A 21,748-nucleotide genomic window follows, 5' to 3' on the forward strand; every position below is an offset into this window, starting at 1 on the left:
CTTATTGCAATGAGAAAGCCAATAGGTTGAAGTCGAATGACTCAACCTATTGGCTTTTGAAATGGTGCGCCCGGAGAGATTCGAACTCCCGACCTACTGGTTCGAAGCCAGTTGCTCTATCCAGCTGAGCTACAGGCGCGGCAAGACAGTCTCTAATGTATCCCAGGAATGGCATTTTGTGCCGGTTTCGTTTACTTGACGAGAGCAGCAGCAGGCAGAGCCTCGACAGGCTCCGGTATTGTAAACAGCGTTACTCTTTCGACGATATCCAGCCCGGCGCGACGCAGGAGCTGGTGAATCATAGGCTCGTTGAGCCGGGTCGCGTCATACTCTATCCGGACTGTCTTCTCGGCTTCGTTGAAGAGGAGACTGCGAACGCCATAGACTTCGCGAACCCGTGCCATGGCCAGCATACTCGCCTCCGTCGGCGGCACGCCGTACCGGTATAGAACATCAAGCTGCGTCATGCTTCTGATCATACCAGTGACAGGAGACTAACCGAGCCATTTGGGATTGGCAGCCGTTCCATCAAAGCGACTCGAAGTCTTGAAGAGCTCGAAGCGGCCTTCGCTGGCGGCGTCCTTCGTGCGGTCCAGCAGCGCTGTAACTTGCGTTTCGCTCAGTGGTTTGAATGTCTTTGCCGCCGTTAATGCTTGATCGAGAATCTGCGGCGAATCGATTCCGGTAATGACCACGGATACGGGCTGGGTAAGTCCATAGTGCAACGCTTCCATTGGTTCAACCGTTTTGCTGTCGAGGATGAAGTGGTCCCCAAAGGTCTTCATGGCGAGCACGCCGACGCCCTGTTTCAATGCCACGGGCAATACTTCCTTTGTGAAGGATCGGAAGTGGGCATCCATTACATTGATCGGCATCTGAACTGTGTCCAGATGAAAGTTGTGCTTCTGTGCCATCTCCAGCATGCGGAGGTGGACTGCAGGATCTTTGTGTCCCGTGAAGCCAATGTAGCGGATCTTTCCAGCCTGGCGGGCCGCAACTGCTGCCTCGAGAGCTCCCCCGGGTGCAAAGATGCGGTCGGGATCCTCCATACGGATCACCTCATGAAACTGCACCAGGTCAATAATGTCGGTTTGGAGGCGGCCGAGCGACTGTTCGAGCTGTTTGTTGTAAGACTCTTTGGTGCGGCCATCCATCTTGGTCATCAGGAAAACCTTCTGCCGGTAACCGTCGCGAAGAGCATGCCCCATCCGTACTTCGCTGATGCCGTCGTTATAGTCCCAACAGTTGTCCATAAACGTGATACCGGCGTCGATCGCCGACCGGATAAGACGAATGCTGGCATCGGCATCCGGGCTCTTGCCTATGTGGTAACCTCCCAGACCGATGGCCGAGACACGCTCGCCCGTGGTGCCAAGGTTGCGGTAGATCATCCCCGGAGACTCGGGCCGCGTTGTGGGCCGAGACGCTGGCGTCTGCGCGGAGGCTAGGGGAACGGCAGAGGCGATCCCGACAGCGCTGGCGGATTTGAGAAAGTCGCGACGAAGCATACTCATTTGGATGCTTGACCCCCAAAATGAGTTCGATATTCTGGAGCCTTACCGATCAATTTAGCGCGAATGGTTCGCGGCGCGGGCGATCAGTGTCGCCGTGTAGGCCGCCCCGAAACCGTTGTCGATGTTGACAACGGTAACGTTAGGCGAACAGGAGTTCAGCATCCCCAGCAACGCGGTTGTCCCCTGAAAACTTGCGCCGTAGCCTACCGAGGTGGGTACGGCAATCACTGGAACGCCTACCAGCCCCCCGACGACCGAAGGCAGAGCCCCCTCCATGCCGGCGCAGACGATCACTGCCTGCGCCTGGCTGAGCTGTTCGCGCACGGCCAGCAGACGATGAATGCCGGCGACTCCTACGTCGTACAGACGGGTGACCTGGGTGCCAAACAACTCTGCCGTAATCGCGGCCTCTTCTGCGACCGTTAGGTCACTGGTGCCCGCGCAGACAACTGCAATGTGGCCGCTAATCTCTGCGGTCGTCTGGCGAAGGCTCATAGCGCGAGCCTGCGGGTGGTGGGTCGCCTGCGGAACCGCGGCTAGCACGGCCGCTACGGTTGGTTCATCGACGCGCGTGGCCAGCACGTCAGACCCTGCCGCAGCCATTCGAGCGAAGATCTCTGCCGTCTGGTCAGGAGTCTTCCCAGCGGCGTAGATCACCTCAGGAAGTCCGGAGCGCAGCGCACGATGGTGATCGATGCGGGCATGGCCGACGTCCTCGAAGGGAAGATGGGCGAGTTGCTCGCAGGCCTCATCGGCACTGAGATTGCCCCGCTCGACAGAGGCCAGAAGCTCGAGAAGACGATTACGGTTCATCGGATTCCTTCAATCGCCCTGGACGCGTTGATAGGCGGCGATGGCAGATTGCTGTACCTGCTTGACGGGGACATTATGGGCTGCTGCGGCGGTGCGGCAGTCCTCGAACTCCGGAGCCGCGTTGAAGATCTCGCCCGACCGGGAACCGACCTTGATGCGAATCTCACCGTAAGGAGTACTCACTGTAACGTAAGTGCGATCGAGGCAGGAGCGACGTTCATGGTGGATGCGAATCCCCAGCGTGCTCGTTTCGCGCAACAGCAGGTCTTCCAGCACGCTGACCTTCGCGTCGTCCGCGAGAAGCGTAAGAAGTGTACCCAGGCGTCCTTTCTTCATCTGCACCGCTGTCGACATCACATCGAGCGCGCCCAGGGCGAAGGCGCGTTCTGTCACGTGCGCGAGAATCTGAGGGGAGATGTCGTCCAGAGCGGTCTCAAGCACAGCCACAGAGGCCTGGTTTCCATCCCCTGCGTCACCGATCGAAAGCCGGAGAACATTGGGAAAGTCTTTGGGATTTCGTGTGCCGGCCCCATATCCAATCTTCTGAACGCGCATTGCGGGCTGCGCTCCGAACGTGGGAGAGAGCACACGCACGAGGGCAGCTCCTGTGGGCGTCACCAGTTCCTGCTGAACGTGCGCCGAATAGGTTGGAAATCCGCGAAGCAGATCGGCAGTGGCGGGCGCAGGAACGGGGAAGCGGCCGTGCGCGCAGTCCACCATGCCCCCGCCAACGTTGAGAGGCGATGCATACCACGCATCCACACCGAGAGCATGAATCCCGGCGCTCGCGGCCACGATGTCCACGATGGCATCGACGGCTCCTACTTCGTGGAAGTGAATCTTCTCGATGTCGACGTTATGGATCTTCGCTTCGCTTGCTCCCAAGAGCTCAAAGGTCTGGATCGCCGTGCGCTTAACGGGATCGGCAAGTTTCGCTGAATCGATGAGCTTGCGAATCACAGAGAGCGAGCGGCCGTGGGAGTGCGAATGTTGGTGCGCAGGTTCCTGCTGCTGCTGTTGCGGCGCATCATGAGAATGAGAATGGCGGTGGGAGTGAGAGTGCTGTTGACCCTCGTGATGGTGGTGCTCATGAGTGTGGCTGTGCGCAAGGGCAGGCTCTTCGGCAGGCTTGCCATTCTCAAGAACTCGCACGCTGGTGGCCGAGATTCCGCTGCGATCGGCCTTGCTGAGCGTGAGCGACGCGCCAAGGTCGAGAGTTTTCACCGCATCGTGGAGAACTTCTGCCGGAACACCGGAGTCGATAAGAGCTCCGAGAAACATATCGCCGCTGATGCCAGCGAAGCAATCGAGATAAGCGATGCGCATGGGAGCTATTGTTTCACGGTGGCCGAGGTGATGGCGGTAGCGGGCAGGATGTCGTTCATCGAGCCGGAGCGATATCCCTGTGTGTCGAGCGTGATGTAGCGAAAACCTAATGGGCGCAGTGCCGCAGTGATGCGGTCGAGTACCTCGACATCGAGAGCCCGGGGCAGCTCCGGACGTGCGATCTCGATACGTGCAAGATCGCCATGATGGCGCACCCGCACCTGGCGAAATCCCATACCGTGCAACGCCTCTTCCGCCTGTTCCACCTGCGCCAGATTCTCGCGCGTGACTGGACGGCCATATTCGATTCGGGAAGAGAGACAGGCGGAGGAGGGCTTATCCCACAGTTCGAGGCCAGCCTCGTGGGCCAGCTGCCGGATCTCGGTCTTTGTGAGCTGTGCCGTCACCAGCGGGGCGAGCGCGTTGTGTTGCGATGCGGCCTGCTGGCCCGGGCGAAACTCTCCGCGATCATCGAGGTTCATTCCGTAGGCGAGATGCCGGAAACCGCGCGCGGAGCGTTCCGTCTCCATCCGGGTGAAGAGCTCATCCTTGCAATGAAAACAGCGCTGAGAATCGTTTCGCTGATAGTCGGGATTGTCGAGCTCCGACGTTGGCAGAATGTGCGTCGGAATCCTGTGACGAGCGGTGAAGGCAAGGGCTGCCGCCAGCTCCGCGCGAGGCAGGGAGGCGGAGTCCGCGATCACGGCAAGCATGCCGTCGCCGAGCGCCTGAAAGGCAGCCCAGGCGAGGAAGGCCGAGTCGGTCCCGCCCGAGTAGGCCACCATCACGCTGCCAAGATCCTTGAGGGTCGTCTCGAGCAGGCCGCGTTTTGAAGCAAGGTCCATACCTCTGTAGATGCTAGACCAGTCCGCCGCGATTGTCTTAAGGGGTGTTGATCTGGCGCCAGATATCCGGATCGACCGGTATCCCAAGTCTAAGATTCTCCTCGCGGAGATGAAGAGTCTGCTCCCCCGGATAGCGGATCGGCTCGTTCGAGTCCAGAGGAGTGGCTTGATGAAGGTGTTCCAGGATGCCATCGGCGATATGGTTCAACTCGTTCGAGGCAGCTAGGTTTGCAGGGTCGATTGCGAGGAAGATCTGTGACTGGCCGGTCTCCAGCGTCGGCTCCAAGGCAAGCTGATGTGTAGCCAGGCCGCCGGAGAGCATGGCGCCGATCATGTCCAGGACCAGCGACAGCCCAGACCCCTTCCAGTACCCGATCGGAAGTGCGCGCTGGCATGCCTCGATCGCCGCGGCATCCTGCGTAAGGTGGCCTTCACTGTCGAATCCTCCCGGAACCGGCAGCGGTTGATTGCGCTTGGCGTAAGACGCGAGCGCACCGTAGGAGAACTGGCTCATCGCCATGTCGAGTACGACGTGTTCTCCATTCGCTCTCGGGACAGCAATCACAAATGGATTATTGCCCAGCGTCGGCACCGCTGTGCCCCAGGCCGGGAGATTCGCCAACGTGTTAGACCAGCACATCGCAAACATGCCCGCATCGGCGGCCTGCCACCCAAAGGCTCCGCCGCGCATCCAGTGGTTCGAATTGGCCAGGGCTACCGCACCGATGCCATTCGCGCGTGAGAGTTCTATGGTGCGCTGCATCGCAAGATGGGCATTTACGTTGCCAACTCCCCGATTGCCATTCCACCGTTCGATGCTCCCGAACGCCGCAGTGCGAGTTGGTCTTGCTTGCACGTCGATGCTTCCATTCAGCACCATCGCCTCAAAGCGAGGGAAGCGATTCAGGCCGTGCGAGTAGATGCCATCGCGAGTGGTCTCTGCAAAGAGACGGGCTGAGAGCTGTGCTGCTTCCGAGGGAAGACCGAGGCGCAGCATCGCTTGTTCAAGGGCGGCATAGAGATCAGCGAAGGGAACACGAAGCATGAATGCAGTGTAGAAGAAGGCCTGGCAGTCCGTTAGCGCATCAGTGCGGGAAGCCTATCGCTGATGCCGAACAGAAAAATCGCTCCGATCACAAAGCTATAGGCCGCCGTGAGCGAAGTGACGAACATCTGCAGCTTCGGGCGATGTTTGCTCGAAGCGAAGATGCCGGAGGCGGAGGCTGTCATCAGCGTATTCATCACCAGCAGGCCGGCGATAAAGCAGAGCAACCCAAGAAAGCCCCGGCTGGTCCCGCCCAGATTAGCCGCCAGCAGAAAAAGCAGAAGCTGCGAGGGGGTCTCAGCGCCCAGGCCATGAATAATACCCACAACAAAGACGGAGCTGCGATCGTACCGAAAGCGGAACGGCTCTGGCCGTGGCAGCTCGGGATTCCCAAGACTGCGCAGCTTCCATCCTGCGTAGCGTGCCCCGGAGACCAGAAGAGCAATACGGCTGGCAGGGATGGCATGCTGATGCGTCGCATTGGGCCGGCGGCGAAGGAAGGTGATCAGCACATAGAGCGCAAGAACGATTAGAGTGGCCCCTACCAGCCGCTCGCCCCAGGCATCGAGATGTGGAGGCATCCCAAGGTGAAGAAAGATGACCGCCGCTCCGAGAATAGTCACGGTAAGCGCATGGCCAAGCGCGTAGAGCAGCCCAAGCCGCATGCCTTCCCGCCACGTTCGTTGCACGCTCGTGATATCCGTGATTGCTGCCAGGTGGTCATAATCGAACCCATGGCGAAGGCCCAGTAAAGCGCAGGAGAACAGGGCGAGTTCGAGAGCGGAAGACATGATTTCTTTTGGTAGGGTACGAGGTGCGGGAGGAGGGCGCAACCTGCAGTCCTTTGCGGTTATCCGTCAAAGCTGGTATCACTTTTGTGAATAGAACTCATGTTGGACAGGTAAAAAGAGAGGTTCTGGGAATGGATTTCGAGAAGATTGTCAGCGGGGCCGCCGCGCCGCGTCCGCGAGCAGCACGGCCCATCATCATGATCGGTGCCGGCGGCATCGTTCATGACGCACACTTGCCCGCCTATGCGAAGGCCGAATTTCCCGTGGCGGCGCTGGTGGACGTGAGCCTCAAAAAGGCGGAAGCTTTGGCGAAAGAGTTCAACATCCCCCGGGCCTTTTCGTCCGTCGCCGAAGCCATTCGCTTTTCGCCGCCAGATTCTGTGTTCGACATCGCGATCCCCGCGAAAGTCCTTCCTTCCATCCTTGCGCAGCTACCCGATGGAGCGGCCGTGCTGATGCAGAAGCCCATGGGAGATACGCTCGGCGAGGCGGTCGAAATTCTGCGCATCTGCCGCAGGAAGGGACTCACGGCTGCGGTCAACTTCCAGCTTCGCTGGGCCCCCAACATGCTGGCTGCGCGCGCAATCACCACCTCCGGAGCACTCGGAGAGCTGCACGACATGGAGGTGAAGATCAGCGTCCACATGCCGTGGGAGCTGTGGAGCTTCCTTAGCAGCGCTCCCAGACTGGAGATTCTCTATCACTCCATTCACTACGTCGATCTGGTGCGGAGCTGGCTCGGTAATCCTCGCAGCGTTTACGCGAAAACGGTCAAGAGTCCACGAACGCCCACTCTTGCGGCGACCAAGAGCGTTATCGTTCTCGACTATGGCGACGACAAGCGGGCTTTCGTAGCGACGAATCACAGCCACGACTTCGATCCCCAAATGCAGCGAAGCTTCGTGCAATGGGAAGGAATGACCGGAGCCATGCGGGCGCAGATGGGCGTCAACCTCAACTATCCCGCCGGCCTTCCGGACAACCTGGAATATGTCCTGCGAGATGGTACTGGCTGGAAGCAGGCAGAGGTAGGCGGTAATTGGTTCCCCGATGCATTTATGGGGTCCATGGGGTCATTGCAGGCTTACGTTCAGGGCGAGGCCAACACATTGCCCACCAGCGTCGAAGATGCCATCGACACGATGCGAACAGTGGAGGCGGCATATCTTTCAAGCGAACGCGGAGGCACGGAACTTCCGCCTGTCGAGTGACAGGACGACATCTGCTTTTCGAAAGCGTACCTCTACGGCTTCCTGGAGCGATCCATGGCATCCTTCGAATGCCGCAGCGCTTCAATGGACTGCTCGTGCGCCTTCTGTGAGAGCTCATGCGCGGTGAGGTGGTCAGCTTTGTCATGCGATGCGGCTGCCGCCCTGTGGGCGTGCGCCGCGAGGTTATGAAGCTCTGCGGCGCGTTCGTGTGGATTCTCTGACATGGGTTGTTCCCCCGTTCAGAAAAACGGTTTCAGCGTCCCATCCATCCGCCATCCACTGTGATGACTGTGCCCGTCACGTAGTCGCTTGCTGCCGAGCTGAGATACAAAGCGGCTCCGGCTATGTCTATCGGTTGACCCCAGCGGGCTGCGGGGATGCGCTCGAGAATCTGGCGATTGCGGGTCTCATCGGCCTGCAGGGGTTCCGTATTCGTAGTCGAAATGTACCCAGGCGCGATGGCGTTGACCTGAATTCCTTTCACGGCCCACTCATTTGCCAGCGACTTGGTTAGTTGAGCCACGCCGCCTTTGCTGGCCGCATAGGCAGGCACGCGGATGCCTCCCTGGAAGCTGAGCAGCGATGCGATGTTGACGATCTTGCCGGGAGCATTTCTTGCCATCATGTCGCGTCCGGCCAGCTGCGAAAGCTGAAAGACGCTGGTCAGATTCACCTGCAGAACCGTCTGCCAGTCTTCTATCGGATACTCTGCTGCTGGATGACGAATGATGGTTCCGGCGTTATTGATGAGGATGTCGATCCTGCCGAACTTGTCTTTGACCTTGGCAAAAAGCTCCTCCGCTCCCGTCGGCGAGGAAAGGTCAGCCTGGAATGCGGCGGCCTTTTCGCCGATCGCTTCAGCGGTCTCCGTAGCGACACGGCGGTTTCCATGGACGGCGACGGTGGCGCCCGCCTGCGCAAGCGCCTCTGCAATGGCGGCTCCCAGGCCTGTGGCGGCGCCTGTCACGAGGGCGACTTTCTGGTCGAGACGGAAGAGATCGAGGATGTTTTGCATACTTCGTCACTGTACCGGCGCTTACTCCGCCGAGCAAATTGAATAGTTTCTACTGTTGCCCGGATAGTCTGGCGGACCGTGTTCCGCGTGCGGTTATTGGTGTTTTATTGACGGTCGTGAATTTCGTTTCGTATCGTGGGTAGGGCCGTCTCGGTTCCGGGCGTTGAGCTTTGGCGCTTAGGATGGACATGAGACGAGACCGGTTTGCTCGGCGGGACATTTAGGTCATATGGCTTAGGGCTGCGGAAGCAGGGACGATATCCTTGTTTCACGCCACCATAAATGAGCAGCTGCGGAGAGGTTCCGCAACAGAGGAGAAATGCGATGAGGCTGTATCAGATGGCAGATTCGGTCCGGTATGGACTGATGAATACGGAGGAGCTGCGCGAGACCTTCTTGCTGGAAGACCTCTTCCAGCCCGATGAGATCGAGTTCGCGTACGTGGATCTCGATCGCACCGTCATAGGTTCCGCCGTCCCGACCGGTTCTCCGCTGAAGCTTGAGACGGAACCGGAGCTGCGAGCGGACTACTTCCTCGAGCGGCGCGAGCTCGGCGCCCTTAATATCGGCGGAGCAGGAACAGTCACCGTGGATGGAAAGACCTTCGAGATGGATAAGCTCGACTGTCTCTACATCGGGCGCGGGTCGAAGGATGTGACCTTCTCCAGCAAGGACGCCGCGAAACCCGCGGAGTTCTATCTGTTGAGCTACCCCGCGCACGCAGAGTATCCGACCGCGATGGTGAAGTTCGCGGACCTGAAGCCGGTGGAACTGGGCACGGTCGAGACCTGCAACAAGCGCAAGATCTACAAGGCCATCTTCAAGGATGGCATCAAGAGCTGCCAGCTGGTCATGGGCTTCACCATGCTCGAGCCGGGAAGCAACTGGAACACGATGCCTCCGCATACGCACATGCGGCGCAGCGAAGTGTACTTCTACTTCGATGTGGACCCGGCGCATCGCGTGTTGCACCTGATGGGGCCGCCGGATGCGACGAGTCATCTGGTGATGGCGAACAAGGAAGTTGTAGTTTCGCCGGGATGGTCGATCCATGCCGGCGTTGGAACAAAGCACTATACGTTCTGCTGGGGTATGGGCGGAGAAAACCAGGCGTATGACGACATGGATGGCGTTGCCATCGCGGAGCTTCGATAGATGAGTAATTCGGCAAGTTTAACGATTCGTAAAAAAGAAGAGTGCAAGTGGGATCTGGTCAGCCTTGGGGAAGTGATGCTTCGCCTCGATCCGGGCGACGTTCGTGTTGCAACCGCCCGGCAGTTTCAGGCCTGGGAAGGCGGCGGGGAGTATAACGTCGCTCGCGGCCTGCGCCGCTGCTTCGGTCTGAAGACGGCGATCGTGACCGCGCTCGCCGACAACCCCGTCGGCCGTCTGGTCGAGGATCTGATGAACCAGGGTGGCGTCGACCAGAGCCACGTGCAGTGGGTCAAGTATGACGGCGTGGGCCGCACGGTTCGCAACGGCCTGAACTTCACGGAGCGCGGATTCGGCGTGCGCGCCGCCCTGGGCTGCTCGGACCGCGGCAACACCGCTGTCAGCCAGCTCAAGCCCGGACAGATAGACTGGGACGAGATCTTCGGCAAGGAAGGCGCGCGCTGGTTCCACACCGGCGGAATCTTCTGCGCTCTGAGCGAAACCACCCCCGAGGTCTGCAAGGAGGCCCTGATGGCCGCCCGCAAGCATGGCGTCATCACCAGCTATGACCTCAACTACCGTGATTCCCTCTGGAAGGCGATCGGCGGCAAGGCCAAGGCCACCGAGGTGAACCGCGACATCGCCCAGTACGTCGATGTGATGATCGGCAACGAGGAGGACTTTACTGCCGCGCTTGGCTTCGAGATCGAGGGCGTTGGCGACGATCTGGGCGAGCTTGACTCGGCGAACTTCCGCAAGATGATCGAGAAGGCGGTTGCGGCGTATCCGAACTTCAAGGCTGTGGCGACGACGTTGCGTCATGCCAAGACGGCGAGCGTCAATGACTGGGGCGCTGTCTGCTATTACGAGGACAAGTTCCACGAGGCTCGTCCGATGCCTGAGCTCGAGATCTTTGACCGCGTCGGCGGCGGCGACTCGTTCGCCTCCGGCCTGGTCTACGGCTTCCTGAACGAGAAGGGCGCTGACTGGGCTGTAAACTGCGGCTGCGCTCACGGCGCGCTGGCGATGACGACTCCCGGAGACACGACGATGGCTACCTTCGACGAGGTGCAGCGCGTGATGAAGGGCGGCGGCGCTCGAGTTCAGCGATAGAAAAGTAAGCGGAGCATCTTCAAGAGTATTTACAGATGCTCGGTCGAGCGTTGATTCGACCGAGCATCCAGACTTCTAGAAAGCGAGTAATTCCATGACGAAAGCCGCTGTTCTGGCTTCATTGAAAGAGATCGGCCTGGTTCCGGTGCTTCGCGCCGAGTCGGTCGACAAGGCACTGGCACTGGCCGAGGCGATCGCCGCCGGCGGCGTAACGGTGCTCGAGATCACGATGACGGTTCCGGGCGCGATCCAGGTGATGCGCAAGCTGGCCGAGCAGCGGCCGGACATCCTGATCGGCGCGGGCACGGTGCTCGATCCGGAGACGGCGCGGGCCTGCATCCTCGAGGGCGCGAAGTTTGTCGTCAGCCCGGCGCTGAACGTGAAGACAATCGAGATGTGCCATCGCTACTCGATCGCGGCTCTGCCGGGCGCGCTGACGCCGACCGAGGTGGTCAACGCCTGGGAGGCTGGCGCTGACGTGGTGAAGATCTTCCCGGCCAGCGCGATGGGCGGAGCGAAGTATCTCAGCTCGCTGAAGGCTCCGCTGCCGCAGGTGGAGATGATTCCCACGGGAGGTGTCTCTCTGGCGACGGCTGTGGAGTTCCTCCAGGCCGGTGCGTTCGCCCTGGGTGTTGGCGCTGATCTGGTGAACACCAAGGCCATGGCCGAGGGCAAGCCGGAGATCGTAACGGAGAGCGCGAAGAAGTATCTCGCCATCGTCAGGGAGTTCCAGGGTAAGAAGGCATCGTAGGAAGGCCCCCTCTGACTTTTTGATGTAAAGTCTTGGAAAGATAGAAGATAGGTGGACTTCCCCTTGGCCCTTGTTTTCCCGGAGAGACTGCAAGCGAACGATTCCAGGAAAGGCCCAGGGCATGCCCTGGGCCTTCTTCTTTCCTGACTTCTATTTTAACTGCGAACAGGGAACTGATCGGCACAATGCATCTTGTTTGTTTTTAGTTGCTTGAGGGAGAATTGCGCTTGACAGGTTTTTGCCCCGCGATGATCGGCAGGTCGCCGGGTTTTAAATTGGAATCCGAGGTTTGAGTGTGGCGGGATTCGATCGACCGAGAGCCGTAAAAGGTTATGAACGACAGGTGATGAACTGCGAGAGTACGCTCGGCAACGAGACCACTAAGCGGGTCGAAGGGTGTGTGACGCGTCACGCTTCCGGGTGAGAGATTCGAGATTTCATCTTTCGAAGGCACTCTCTGGAGCGATACCTATTCCGCCAGCCTTTATTTTTCCCGCGGAGAATCTCCGGCCGCGGTGATATCCAGAGATTTTCTCTGAGACCGGTTGTTTCTCGACGGTAAAACGATGGAAGGCACTCCGTCCGGGAGCCTCCGCCCTGGACGCCTCCCGCATCTTCCGTCCTCACACAATTTTGTTCTTAGTGTTGACACCTATCAAGTTAGGTCGATATATTTCACGGCGCGCAATAAATAGTCTTGTCGATCACCGTCAGTTTTCTGGGGATCTCCGAGCGAGCGACTCGTGGCGCCCCGGTCTGCCTGTTCTCAAGGCGACGGGTATTTCGACCGACTGTTTTTCTCTCCCTGATCTGAACAACAAATAAGCGGAAACGACATAGAAACTCGCTTCAAAAAAAATCAGGGAGGCAAGATGAGACGTTTTTCAAGCTATGTTCTGGCACTGGTATGCAGTTTTCTGATGACTGCAGGTCTGCATGCGCAGACTGTGAATAGCCAGCAGATCTCAGGAGCGGTATCCGATGCCAGTGGAGCGATGGTGCAGAATGCGACCGTCGTGGTCACCAACGAGGGGACGGGGCTCATCAAGGAGGTCCGCACCAGCGCGGACGGCAACTATATTGCGCTCGATCTTCCTGTGGGCACCTACACGGTAACTGCGACCGCCAAAGGCTTCAAGAAGGTCGTGATCCGGAACGTCAAGGTCGATGTCGGTGGCAAGCCAAGTATTCCGATCGCTTTGGCAGTGGGAGAAGAGACGCAGTCCGTTACGGTGGAAGCCGATGTGGTTCAGATGAGGACGACAAGCGCCGAGGTGGGATCGGTTGTGACGAGCGAAGAGGCGACGCATCTCCAACTTAACGGACGCAACTATATTCAGCTGATTACCCTGGCCCCTGGAGTTTCTTCCACGGTTGCGAGCGGATTTGCCCTTTTTGGAACTTATGGTGTCGACGGTAGCTCGCAGTCGGTAAATGGAAGCCGAGGGGACACGTTCAACTACTTTATTGACGGCGTGGACAATAAAGACAATGGCGGCGGAGGAAATAACTTCGTCAACATCTCGCCCGATGCTCTGGAGCAGTTCAAGACGGCTGCTTCAAGCTTCGATGCCAGCTATGGAGGGACCTCCGGCGCCAGCATCAGCGTTGGGATCAAGAACGGCACGCGCGATTTTCATGGTCTGGCCTACGAATATTTCCGAAACGATGCGATCCAGGCCTATGCCTTCCAGCCGCTCGGCACGACCAACCCGGTGAAACCTCCCCTGCGGTACAACAACTTTGGATGGATGTTCGGCGGACCGATCTTTATTCCGGGACATTTCAATGTGAATCGCGACAAGTTGTTTTTCTTTGTGGGGCAGGACTTCAAGCGGTTGCGGACCTCGACCATTACGACGACCACGGTGCCGACGGCCGCACAGAAGAATGGCGATTTTTCCGCGTTTCCGACATCGCAGTGGCCCATCAATCCGGCGACGGGCCAGCCGTTTGCAGGAGGTATTGTTCCGCAATGCTCGGGGGCTGCGGTGGCTGGATGCAGCACAGCGAACGGGCGAGCGCTGGTGAACCTGTTTCCTACCGGAAACTCCAACGGCGGGAACAGCTACAACTATGGCAACTTCAACGTTCTGAATACGCAGGAATATCTGTTCAAGATCGACTACAACATGAACGAGAAGAACCAGATCTCCGGTCACTACGTTCATGATTACTACACCAGCCTGGGAAATCCTACGAACCTGATTAACTTTCAACGCCAGCTCCCCGGCCTGACCTCTTCGGTGCAGTGGACGCGGACGATTAACAGCAAGACGGTGAATACGCTCACGGGATCGTTTTCCGGGAATGTTATTTCGCAGACCAACGGGATTGCGCCGAATCCGCAGTTCGGTCTGACGAGCATTCTGCGGTCGGATAACGGGATGAACTATCCGACGCTGTTTCCCGCGTCGCCCGATATTCCTTCGGTGACGACGACCGGCTTTACCGGCCTTTCGGCGACGGCGATCAACTTTAATAATTACCAACGCATCTATGCGGGGAAGGACGACTTTACTCGCATTCTCGGAAACCACAGTTTGAAGACGGGCATTTACGCGTGGCGAGGACGAAAGAACCAGACGTCGATCCCGGCCATCAACGGCTCGTTCGGATTCAACAATGGAATTACCGGACAGTCGTCCCAGACAGCGGCGAACCAGGCGCTGGCCAACGAATTACAGGGAAACTTTACAACCTACCAGGAAGGCAGCAACATTCAGCAGGTGCAGGCTCGCTTTACCCAGATTGAGACCTACGTTCAGGATGACTGGATGGTAAGTCATCGTCTGACGTTGAATCTTGGCTTGCGATGGCAGTATATGCAGCCCATCTTTAGTACATTCAACAATGGCTCGGGCTTTCGGCCGGATTTCTACGATCCGAGCCACGCGGCAACGGTCGATCGCAGTACGGGGTTCATCACAAGCAATCCTTATCCGTATAACGGCCTGGTCCTTCCGGGCTCTGGATTTCCATCCAAAGCCGCTTGCTGCGTCTCTGTTTATAACAATCCCGCAGTCAATGCTCTCTTCCATAACCTGCCGCTGGGCCTGGTGAATACGTACTGGGGAGCGTGGGCTCCGCGGGTTGGATTTGCCTATGATCTGACGGGCAGGCAGAGCACAGTCCTGCGAGGCGGCTTTGGGCTTTCGTACGAGCGCATTGAAGGGAATTATTACTACGGATCGGTCTCACAGCTTCCCTTTACGACGGTGGCAAATGTATCGAATGGCAATGTAGATACGATCGCGAGCGCTGCTCCTGCCGCTGCAAATCCCAGCACCATTTCAAACTCGCCCAACCAGAACCTTGAGCCGCCCCGGGTGAAGAACTGGAGCATTGGGGTTCAGCAGAAGGTGAAGGGCGATACGGTGGCTGAGTTCAACTACGTCGGCACCAGCTCGGCGAATCTCAGCTATTACAACAATCTGAATCAGGCTCCGGCGGGAACGCTTCAGGCGAATCCAGGAGTAGCTGCCAACGCGTTGCGGCCTTACCTTGGCTATCAGGATATTTTTGAAAGCCGCAATGGGGCTATTTCCAATTACCACTCTTTTCAGGCGCGTTTGTTGACGAGGATGCGGCAGGGCGGAACGGTGAGCATCTCGTATACGTGGTCGAAGGCGTTGACCGACGGGCAGGCCTATAACTATTCTCCGCAGGATTCCTTCAATCTGCGAGGCGATTACGGTCCAGCGTCTTTCAACCAGCCACAGATTCTGGCGATCAGCTACGTGTATCCGCTGCCATTCTGGCAGAGAAGCGATGTCTGGTACAAAAAGGCGCTGGGAGGCTGGACGGTCTCGGGCATCACACGTATCGCATCGGGAATTCCGATCAACGTGACGCAGGCGACAAATTCGGCAACGTCGGGAAATACGGTGACATCGGTCCTGCAGCGGCCCAACTTGGTAGGAGACCGTTTTGCGGGGGCTCGCGGCAAGCAGTACCTGAACCCGGCGGCATTCGCGATTCCGGCGGCGGGGACCTACGGCAATCTTCAGGCCTACTCGACGAAGGGACCTCTCTTCAATAACTGGGATGCATCGCTGCAGAAATCGATTCCCATCTGGGAGCAGGTGGCAATGGACTTTCGGGCGGAGATGTTCAATGTTCCGAACCATCTTTCTTCGTTTACTGTGTCGAACACCATGGGCACGGGAAACTTCGGGCAGGTTACAGGAACGACCGATCCGAGGACGATGGAGTTTGTTCTGAGAGTTCACTTCTAGTTGTTCTGCATTCCGGTGCTTTAAAGACTTCTGCCGCAGGGAAATTCCCCTGCGGCAGAAGTCTTTGTATAGCAGGACAGCTAGAAGTTGGCGCGGAGCGAGAGCTGGATCTGGCGGTTGGCTCCGATTCCTACCTGGTTGCCGACGGTGGAAGAGAGGACACCGAAGGCCGATCCAGCGGCGGACTGGCTGAAGGGTGCTCCGGGTTGATTCGAAGCACCCGAGCTCAGCGTCTGGTTCAGCCGGACGGTGCCAGGGTTAGCGTAGTTGGGGTGGTTGAGGATGTTGTAGACATCGGCACGGAACTCGAAGTTGACTCTTTCCGTGGCGTGGAACTGCTTGCCGAGCGTCATGTCGAGCTGGGCCAGATTCGGTCCGCTCAGATCGTTACGCCGGTAGTTGCCGAAGGTTCCTGGAGCCGGTGTGGAGAATGCCGCCGGGTTCAGGTACTGGTATCCACTCTTGATGTAGGGATTGACTCCCGGCACCACGTTGGGACGGCGGATGTTGCGGCTGTTGCCGCCTCCGGGCACATTGACGACAGCGGTAGTCTGCACGACGCCATTGGTTATGACCGGGCTCCCGAAGGTTTGGCCAGCGATGGATGTTCCGGGATTGCCGACGTAGGCGAGGTCCGGGCGGGTGATGAGGACGTCGATCGGGACACCGCTCCGGAAGTTGACGATACTGCCGATCTGCCAGCCGCCTGCGACGATATCCATCGGGCCGGAGAGAGCATAGGTCTTTCCGTGGCCGAAGGGAAGGTCGTAGAGGACGGTGGCGTTGAGGCTGTGGCGGATGTCAAAGGTTCCGCGGCCGTATTCCGTGCGGAAGTCGTAGGGATTCTGAGCAGTTGTGGCTTCGTTCGATCCACTGGATGTTCCAAGCTCTTTGGCCCAGGTGTATTGCGCACCCAGAGAAAGCCCGCGGGCGAACCGACGCTGCAGCGAGGTCTGGAGGGCGTTGTACATATCGGTTCCTCCCGAGGTTTTGTAGTCGACCTCAGCGAAGCGCCCACCGAACTGGCGCGTCGCAGTGCCGACCCCGGTGATGGGATTGGTGCTAACGCCGGTGATGAGGTTGGTGATGGAGCGGAGGAAGAGGTTGCGGCCGGTTGATCCAACGTACCCGATCATGAACTGAACCTGGCCGGGGAGACGCTGCTCGATGGAGGCAGTGTAAGTGGTGACGCGCTCGGGAACCTTGTACTTCGGAGCGTAGGCGCGCGGTTGGTAGCCCAGCGTTGGGCTGTTGATGTCGTAGTTGGCATACACATCAGTTTGAGGATTGATCGGATAGACTTTTGAGAAACCCGTAGCGTTACTCTGGCTGAATGTGCGCTGAACGCGGTCGTTGGCTTCGGGCTGGATTTGATCTTCGGTCTGCCCGGGGCCGTAGAAGACGCCGCCACCTATGCGGAGGATGGTGTTGCCATTGGTAGCGTCGGGTGACCATGTGAGTGCGAGACGTGGACCAAAGTTGTTCTTCGAGCTGGCGTACCAATCTCCTGGGTAGTTGGGTAGGATGGTGCCGGCGGCCATGTCGAAGACAACGACCTTATTGCGGACCTCGTGGAGAGGCGAATAATACTCGTAGCGCAGACCGTAGCTGAGGGTGAGATTGTGCCTGATCTTCCACTCGTCCTGAGCGTAGCCGATGTAGTAGTTCTGCTTGACCTGCGCATCGCCGCTGAGGCCGGTGAAGGGGCTGAGATCGCTGAGATCGCCGTAGAAGGCAATTTGAGAAGGTCGATTGCTGCTGAAATCGCCGATGCTATTGAAGGTATAGGTCGTTCCACCGAGCTGATTGTTATAGAGCGAGATGGGCCGGATCTCAACACCAAACTTCATGTTGTGGTTGCCCTTCAGCAGAGAGAAGTTATCGATATAGGAGTAGCTCTGACCTGTGTAGGGCGCGCCGATGCCGTTGAATGAGCTGGAGAGGCTGATGAGGGAACCGACGTTGGTGAGACCGGCGACAGCAATACGCGCGCGGCTGATGTCGGCGCTCGGGCTGGGGCCGGCGATACCTTGAACTCGCATCTTGATGCCGTTGTAGCCGAACTTGGTTTCGTTGAAGATGTGAGGTGTCCATACCTGGGTGAAGGCGATTACGCCATTCTGAGGTACGGAGACCTGCCCAAACTGGCTGAGGGAGGCATCCTGAATCTGGGTGGAGCTTCCCTGGTCGATGTTGTAGCGGGCGTAGACGCCGAAGCGATCGTTGATGTGGTAATCGAAGCGGATATCCCCGAAGTCTTCCTGGATACGGTTGGCGCCCACGGTGGTCACGGTTCGTGAAGCGAACGCAGGATCTAACGGAAAGGGATCGGCAGGGAAGGCAGCGAGCAGAGGATAGACGCTGCTCGTCGTCGGAATCTGCGACTTTGTAAAGTTGCTGAGCGTTGCCTGAGTATAAGGGGCTGCCCAGGTCTGGCGCAGGCCTTCGTAGTTGGCGAAGAAGAAGAACTTGTCTTTGAGGATGGGACCGCCGATGGAGCCACCGAACTGGTTCAGGCGGAATTTGGGGTTGCCGGCTGTGGGGCTGGTCGGGGTTGCTCTGCGGTTGAAGGTGTTTCTCGCGTCGAAGAAGTCGTTGCGAACGTACTCAAAGGCGGAGCCGTGGAAGTTGTTAGTACCTGATTTGCTGATGAAGCTGATCTGGCCGCCGGTTCCCGTTCCCATCTCCGCGGGATAGCTGGAGGAGTCGATGCGGAACTCCTGAACGGCCTCGAGGGACTGCTGGAGGCGGAAGAGGGAGCCGAGTTCTCCGTTGAGGTTGCCCGGGGAGGTGTCGATGATGGAGGTTGCTTCGATTCCGTCGACGCGGATGATGTTCTGCTCGACGGCGCGGCCGGAGAAGCGGATGTCGCCGAAGGTGCCGGAGCCAGAGTTGGTGGCGCCGGGAACGAGGAGGTAAAGCTGGGAGATCTGCCGTCCGTTGATGGGGAGCTCTTTTATCTCGCGGCTGGCGACGTTGGCACCGATCTTTGCAGAGTCGGTATCGAGAGTGACGCTACCGGCCTCGACGGTGACCATGCTCTGGGCGCTTTCGACGCCAAGGGTAAAGTTGCGGCTGACCTCCTGGCCGACCTGAACCACGATGCCCTTTGCCTGGAGGGAAGAGAAGCCGGGGTGTGAGATTTGGAGGGTATAGATGGACGGCAGGAGCTGAACGAGCGCGAAGTGGCCGGAGTTGTTGGTCGTGGTGACGCGTTCCCTGCCGGTGTTCTCGTCGGTGAGCGTGACTTGAGCGTCAGCGAGAACGGCTTCAGATTTGTCTGTGAGGAAGCCGGTGATGCTTCCTGTGCTGGTCTGGGCAAAACTCTCGGATAGAAAGACAAGCAAAATTATTATTAAACGTGTGGGTTTCATAGGGCCTCTATGGGTCGAGTATTGGAGGCCTAGATTAAAATCGTGTTACTTTTTGATTAATAGCGGAACTATTTGGCTGGTTTGTGTCTACAATCTGACGCTTTCTTGTTGAAGTGTGAGCGTAGTGTGAATTGATGGCGAAAGATCGACAGCGCTGTCTGGCGTTTGTTTTCAGGGGCGTGGCCGGGTAACCCAGAGCAGGGGCTGCCGGATGGGGAAGGTACGATCGAGCTCGGGGTTGGAGGTGTCGGCTGGGAGAGCGCGCCAGGTCTCTGCATATTCGGGCCGACTGTAGGCCCGGGCGGCGAGAAGGAGTGCGGGGCGGCGCAAGGGGAGTTCTGTAAAGAAGGCGGCGTCGGCCTTGTAGGGCCAGGCTCTTCGGTTGGCGATGAAGGGGTAGAGCCGGGCGAATGCGACGCGCATGCCGGGGCCGTCCTGAAGCTCGTAGTTCCAGACGCTTTCGAAACGGGTGGAGAGAAGATCGCAGGCACCGGCGAGCATGTCGAGATTGAAGAGGCTGTTGCGATAGGGATTGGGAGTAGTGAGCTCGCGTGGGAAGGTGCCGTCGAAGGTGATCTGAGCGCGAATTGTCGCGGTTCGGAACTGGTGGCGCAACGTGGTGAGCGCGCGGTCGTCCTTGAGATTGAGACGGGCGCAGGCGGCGGCCTGCAGAAGCCAGGAGGAGCCGTTGTGGTCGCGCATGTCGCGGGCGAGGCCGGCGGTGCGAGAGTTGTTGAGCCAGTCGAGATAGTTGGTGAACCAAAGGGTGATTGCTTCGAGATCGGCCGGGGAGAGCGCTTCGGAGTTCGAGAGGAAGGGAATGGACTGAGCGACCTCGGTAAGGTGGACGGCCTCGATGATGCCTTCGGCGCGGCCGGAAGGTGCGGGAGAGACAACCTGCGCGTACTCGAGGTTGGGAGTCATCGAGGTCTCCGGCGAGAGGAACCAGGCACGGAGATGAGTGACGGCGTGTTGGGCGTAGCGCTCCTCTTTGGTGAGGACGTAGGCAGAGGTGAGTGCGGGCACAATGTGGGCGAGCGAGATGATGGCGTCGCGGTGAGCGGTGAAGGCGTCGGGAAGGTTTTCGGGCTCGGAGTAATAGTCGTGCGGCGTGCCTGGGGGATGAGGTGCGGGCAGAGTGGTGAGCGGCGCGGGGGCCTGGGTGAGGAAGCGGTCGGCGGCGGAGAGGATACGGTCGTGGTCGATGACGGCTACATTCGGGCGCGTGGGGGTTCCGGTGGAGGGCGTCTGGGCGGGAAGCCGTGCCGTCAGGACAAGAGCTGCGGTCTGAGAACAGATCTGGGAACAGAAGACTCTACGCGTTGTGAGCATGTCGGCGACCTTGGGCGGAAGGGTATCACGCCGGGCCCGGAAGAGATGGGTGCCGAGGCACTATGAGCGCGAGGTCGGGGGCGTCAAAATAAAAGCGTGTGTAGATCACCGTACCCGGATGGCATGGTGGAGCCATTCGCTATGAGACGGGACAGTAGCGCTCAAGAGCGCGAGGCATTGCGTTTCGCGTGCGAGCCAGCTTGCAGGCGGTGGTAAAGGCTATGGACGGGTTCCACTGTTGTTGGAGTGTGCCTTCACAAGGGTACGGAAGCTGCGATTCAGGTCGCTGTCGTGCTTCGGGGACCACGCCATTACGAATTCCACGAAGGCGTTCTTTGCCAGGAGCGGGCAAAAGGCAAGATCGCGAGTACGGGACTGTTGCTGGTTGAGAGGAAGCAGAGCGATTCCCTCGCCGGCCTGGACCATCATGACGACGCTGGACCAGACGCTCGAGATGCTGGCAATACGCGGAGAGAAGCCAGCCTCGGAGCAGAGTTCAATCACTTTGTCGAAGACTGCCGGTGAGGCTTCGCGCGAAGAGAGGACGAAGGATTCGCCTGCGAGATCATGGACATCGACGGGGCCTGGAGCGACAGGATGATCTTTGGGCACGATGGCATTGATGGGGTCCTGATGGATCAGCTCGGAGACGAGCTCGGTTCGGAACTCAGGTTCGACCCGGCGGGTGAAGCCGACATCGATTTCGCCATCGACCAGCGCCTGCCACTGGCGAGTGGAGGTCATCTCGACTAAAGAGAGCCTGACTCCTGGATGTTGTTTTCGAAAGCCGCGGATAAGGCGGGGGAAGTTGACGCCAACGCTGCCGACAAAGAAGCCGATGTTGAGGGTTCCGATCTCGCCGCGCTGGGCTCGCCGTGCGATCTCGACGGCTTTCTCGGAGTCTGCCAGGATGCGGCGGGCTTCCTTGAGAAACAGTTCGCCGCTGGGAGTGAGGCCAGTCCTTCTGGAGGATCGGGTGAAGAGTTGAACTCCGATCTCCCGCTCGAGGTCGGCGAGCTGCTCGCTGATGGCGGACTGCGCCACGTTAAGGCGTCGGGCAGCGCCGCTGAAGCTGCCTTGTTCCGCGGCGGCAACGAGATAGCGAAAGTGTCTTAACTCCATAGAGATATGGTATCGGTTTTTCCGATAAATGCTGTCGGAAAGAACTGCGCATCGAGGGCCCGTCAGAAGTGTCCAATAGATAGTTGAAACATTTTGCCGTTTTTTG

At 58.6% G+C, this 21,748-nt stretch carries 17 protein-coding genes and 1 tRNA gene; 5 read left to right on the top strand and 13 right to left on the bottom strand.

The genetic code is table 11. The annotated features are described in order from the left end of the window. Positions 1-62 precede the first annotated feature (62 nt). From BDD14_RS24170 to BDD14_RS24205, 8 genes are all read right to left on the bottom strand, one after another. A tRNA-Arg gene (locus BDD14_RS24170) sits at positions 63-139 on the bottom strand. A gap of 52 nt (positions 140-191) precedes the next feature. Further along, positions 192-467, bottom strand: coding sequence for a hypothetical protein (locus BDD14_RS24175; protein WP_130421962.1), 276 nt, complete (start codon positions 465-467; stop codon positions 192-194). A gap of 27 nt (positions 468-494) precedes the next feature. Beyond that, positions 495-1,514 carry an aldo/keto reductase gene (locus BDD14_RS24180; RefSeq protein ID WP_130421964.1) on the bottom strand — a complete coding sequence of 340 codons (1,020 nt, stop codon included), beginning with the start codon at positions 1,512-1,514 and terminating at the stop codon, positions 495-497. A 54-nt stretch (positions 1,515-1,568) separates the two neighbouring features. Continuing rightward, on the bottom strand, positions 1,569-2,327 hold the full coding sequence (larB, locus tag BDD14_RS24185) for a nickel pincer cofactor biosynthesis protein LarB (protein WP_130421966.1): 759 nt from the start codon (positions 2,325-2,327) through the stop codon (positions 1,569-1,571). Between the two features lie 9 nt (positions 2,328-2,336). Continuing rightward, positions 2,337-3,653, bottom strand: a complete 1,317-nt coding sequence (gene larC, locus BDD14_RS24190; RefSeq protein WP_130421968.1) for a nickel pincer cofactor biosynthesis protein LarC — start codon at positions 3,651-3,653, stop codon at positions 2,337-2,339. Between the two features lie 5 nt (positions 3,654-3,658). Further along, on the bottom strand, positions 3,659-4,498 hold the full coding sequence (gene larE, locus BDD14_RS24195; RefSeq protein WP_130421970.1) for an ATP-dependent sacrificial sulfur transferase LarE: 840 nt from the start codon (positions 4,496-4,498) through the stop codon (positions 3,659-3,661). 37 nt (positions 4,499-4,535) lie between these two features. Beyond that, a complete protein-coding gene (gene yiaK, locus BDD14_RS24200; RefSeq protein WP_130421972.1) occupies positions 4,536-5,543 on the bottom strand; it encodes a 3-dehydro-L-gulonate 2-dehydrogenase in 1,008 nt (335 codons plus the stop codon). A 32-nt stretch (positions 5,544-5,575) separates the two neighbouring features. Beyond that, positions 5,576-6,334 (bottom strand): HoxN/HupN/NixA family nickel/cobalt transporter, encoded by a 759-nt coding sequence (locus BDD14_RS24205; protein ID WP_130421974.1) that lies wholly within the window; start codon positions 6,332-6,334, stop codon positions 5,576-5,578. 131 nt (positions 6,335-6,465) lie between these two features. Between BDD14_RS24205 and BDD14_RS24210 the strand changes: the two genes are divergently transcribed. Beyond that, a complete protein-coding gene (locus tag BDD14_RS24210) occupies positions 6,466-7,545 on the top strand; it encodes a Gfo/Idh/MocA family protein (protein ID WP_130421976.1) in 1,080 nt (359 codons plus the stop codon). A 32-nt stretch (positions 7,546-7,577) separates the two neighbouring features. On the opposite strand, the gene BDD14_RS24215 is transcribed toward BDD14_RS24210, so the two are convergent. Beyond that, complete coding sequence (locus BDD14_RS24215; RefSeq protein WP_130421978.1) at positions 7,578-7,769, bottom strand: hypothetical protein; 192 nt, start codon at positions 7,767-7,769, stop codon at positions 7,578-7,580. Between the two features lie 29 nt (positions 7,770-7,798). Then, the gene (locus BDD14_RS24220; RefSeq protein ID WP_130421980.1) at positions 7,799-8,560 is read right to left on the bottom strand and encodes a glucose 1-dehydrogenase; all 762 of its coding nucleotides are present in this window, start codon (positions 8,558-8,560) and stop codon (positions 7,799-7,801) included. Positions 8,561-8,884: 324 nt separating this feature from the next. Between BDD14_RS24220 and kduI the strand changes: the two genes are divergently transcribed. From kduI to BDD14_RS24240, 4 genes are all read left to right on the top strand, one after another. Further along, positions 8,885-9,715, top strand: coding sequence for a 5-dehydro-4-deoxy-D-glucuronate isomerase (gene kduI, locus BDD14_RS24225; protein ID WP_130421982.1), 831 nt, complete (start codon positions 8,885-8,887; stop codon positions 9,713-9,715). Beyond that, positions 9,716-10,825 (top strand): sugar kinase, encoded by a 1,110-nt coding sequence (locus BDD14_RS24230; protein ID WP_130421984.1) that lies wholly within the window; start codon positions 9,716-9,718, stop codon positions 10,823-10,825. It abuts the gene before it with no gap. Between the two features lie 94 nt (positions 10,826-10,919). Then, on the top strand, positions 10,920-11,576 hold the full coding sequence (gene eda / locus BDD14_RS24235) for a bifunctional 4-hydroxy-2-oxoglutarate aldolase/2-dehydro-3-deoxy-phosphogluconate aldolase (RefSeq protein WP_130421986.1): 657 nt from the start codon (positions 10,920-10,922) through the stop codon (positions 11,574-11,576). An 872-nt stretch (positions 11,577-12,448) separates the two neighbouring features. Continuing rightward, a complete protein-coding gene (locus BDD14_RS24240; RefSeq protein ID WP_130421988.1) occupies positions 12,449-15,814 on the top strand; it encodes a carboxypeptidase-like regulatory domain-containing protein in 3,366 nt (1,121 codons plus the stop codon). Between the two features lie 80 nt (positions 15,815-15,894). Here the strand turns inward: BDD14_RS24240 and BDD14_RS24245 are convergent, their stop codons facing one another. The 3 genes from BDD14_RS24245 to BDD14_RS24255 form a co-directional block, all read right to left on the bottom strand. After that, positions 15,895-19,188 carry a TonB-dependent receptor gene (locus tag BDD14_RS24245; protein WP_130421990.1) on the bottom strand — a complete coding sequence of 1,098 codons (3,294 nt, stop codon included), beginning with the start codon at positions 19,186-19,188 and terminating at the stop codon, positions 15,895-15,897. 171 nt (positions 19,189-19,359) lie between these two features. Further along, positions 19,360-20,520 carry an alginate lyase family protein gene (locus tag BDD14_RS24250; RefSeq protein ID WP_130421992.1) on the bottom strand — a complete coding sequence of 387 codons (1,161 nt, stop codon included), beginning with the start codon at positions 20,518-20,520 and terminating at the stop codon, positions 19,360-19,362. 219 nt (positions 20,521-20,739) lie between these two features. Further along, positions 20,740-21,642 (bottom strand): LysR family transcriptional regulator, encoded by a 903-nt coding sequence (locus BDD14_RS24255; protein WP_130421994.1) that lies wholly within the window; start codon positions 21,640-21,642, stop codon positions 20,740-20,742. Between the last annotated feature and the right edge of the window lie 106 nt (positions 21,643-21,748).

Origin of the sequence: Edaphobacter modestus, assembly GCF_004217555.1 — a bacterium.
GTDB lineage: Bacteria > Acidobacteriota > Terriglobia > Terriglobales > Acidobacteriaceae > Edaphobacter > Edaphobacter modestus.

Bases quoted from the DNA above. Each gene is read 5' to 3' on its own strand.
- BDD14_RS24175 (WP_130421962.1), bottom strand. From the start codon at position 467: ATGACGCAGCTTGATGTTCTATACCGGTACGGCGTGCCGCCGACGGAG.
- BDD14_RS24180 (WP_130421964.1), bottom strand. From the start codon at position 1,514: ATGAGTATGCTTCGTCGCGACTTTCTCAAATCCGCCAGCGCTGTCGGG.
- larB (WP_130421966.1), bottom strand. From the start codon at position 2,327: ATGAACCGTAATCGTCTTCTCGAGCTTCTGGCCTCTGTCGAGCGGGGC.
- larC (WP_130421968.1), bottom strand. From the start codon at position 3,653: ATGCGCATCGCTTATCTCGATTGCTTCGCTGGCATCAGCGGCGATATG.
- larE (WP_130421970.1), bottom strand. From the start codon at position 4,498: ATGGACCTTGCTTCAAAACGCGGCCTGCTCGAGACGACCCTCAAGGAT.
- yiaK (WP_130421972.1), bottom strand. From the start codon at position 5,543: ATGCTTCGTGTTCCCTTCGCTGATCTCTATGCCGCCCTTGAACAAGCG.
- BDD14_RS24205 (WP_130421974.1), bottom strand. From the start codon at position 6,334: ATGTCTTCCGCTCTCGAACTCGCCCTGTTCTCCTGCGCTTTACTGGGC.
- BDD14_RS24210 (WP_130421976.1), top strand. From the start codon at position 6,466: ATGGATTTCGAGAAGATTGTCAGCGGGGCCGCCGCGCCGCGTCCGCGA.
- BDD14_RS24215 (WP_130421978.1), bottom strand. From the start codon at position 7,769: ATGTCAGAGAATCCACACGAACGCGCCGCAGAGCTTCATAACCTCGCG.
- BDD14_RS24220 (WP_130421980.1), bottom strand. From the start codon at position 8,560: ATGCAAAACATCCTCGATCTCTTCCGTCTCGACCAGAAAGTCGCCCTC.
- kduI (WP_130421982.1), top strand. From the start codon at position 8,885: ATGAGGCTGTATCAGATGGCAGATTCGGTCCGGTATGGACTGATGAAT.
- BDD14_RS24230 (WP_130421984.1), top strand. From the start codon at position 9,716: ATGAGTAATTCGGCAAGTTTAACGATTCGTAAAAAAGAAGAGTGCAAG.
- eda (WP_130421986.1), top strand. From the start codon at position 10,920: ATGACGAAAGCCGCTGTTCTGGCTTCATTGAAAGAGATCGGCCTGGTT.
- BDD14_RS24240 (WP_130421988.1), top strand. From the start codon at position 12,449: ATGAGACGTTTTTCAAGCTATGTTCTGGCACTGGTATGCAGTTTTCTG.
- BDD14_RS24245 (WP_130421990.1), bottom strand. From the start codon at position 19,188: ATGAAACCCACACGTTTAATAATAATTTTGCTTGTCTTTCTATCCGAG.
- BDD14_RS24250 (WP_130421992.1), bottom strand. From the start codon at position 20,520: ATGCTCACAACGCGTAGAGTCTTCTGTTCCCAGATCTGTTCTCAGACC.
- BDD14_RS24255 (WP_130421994.1), bottom strand. From the start codon at position 21,642: ATGGAGTTAAGACACTTTCGCTATCTCGTTGCCGCCGCGGAACAAGGC.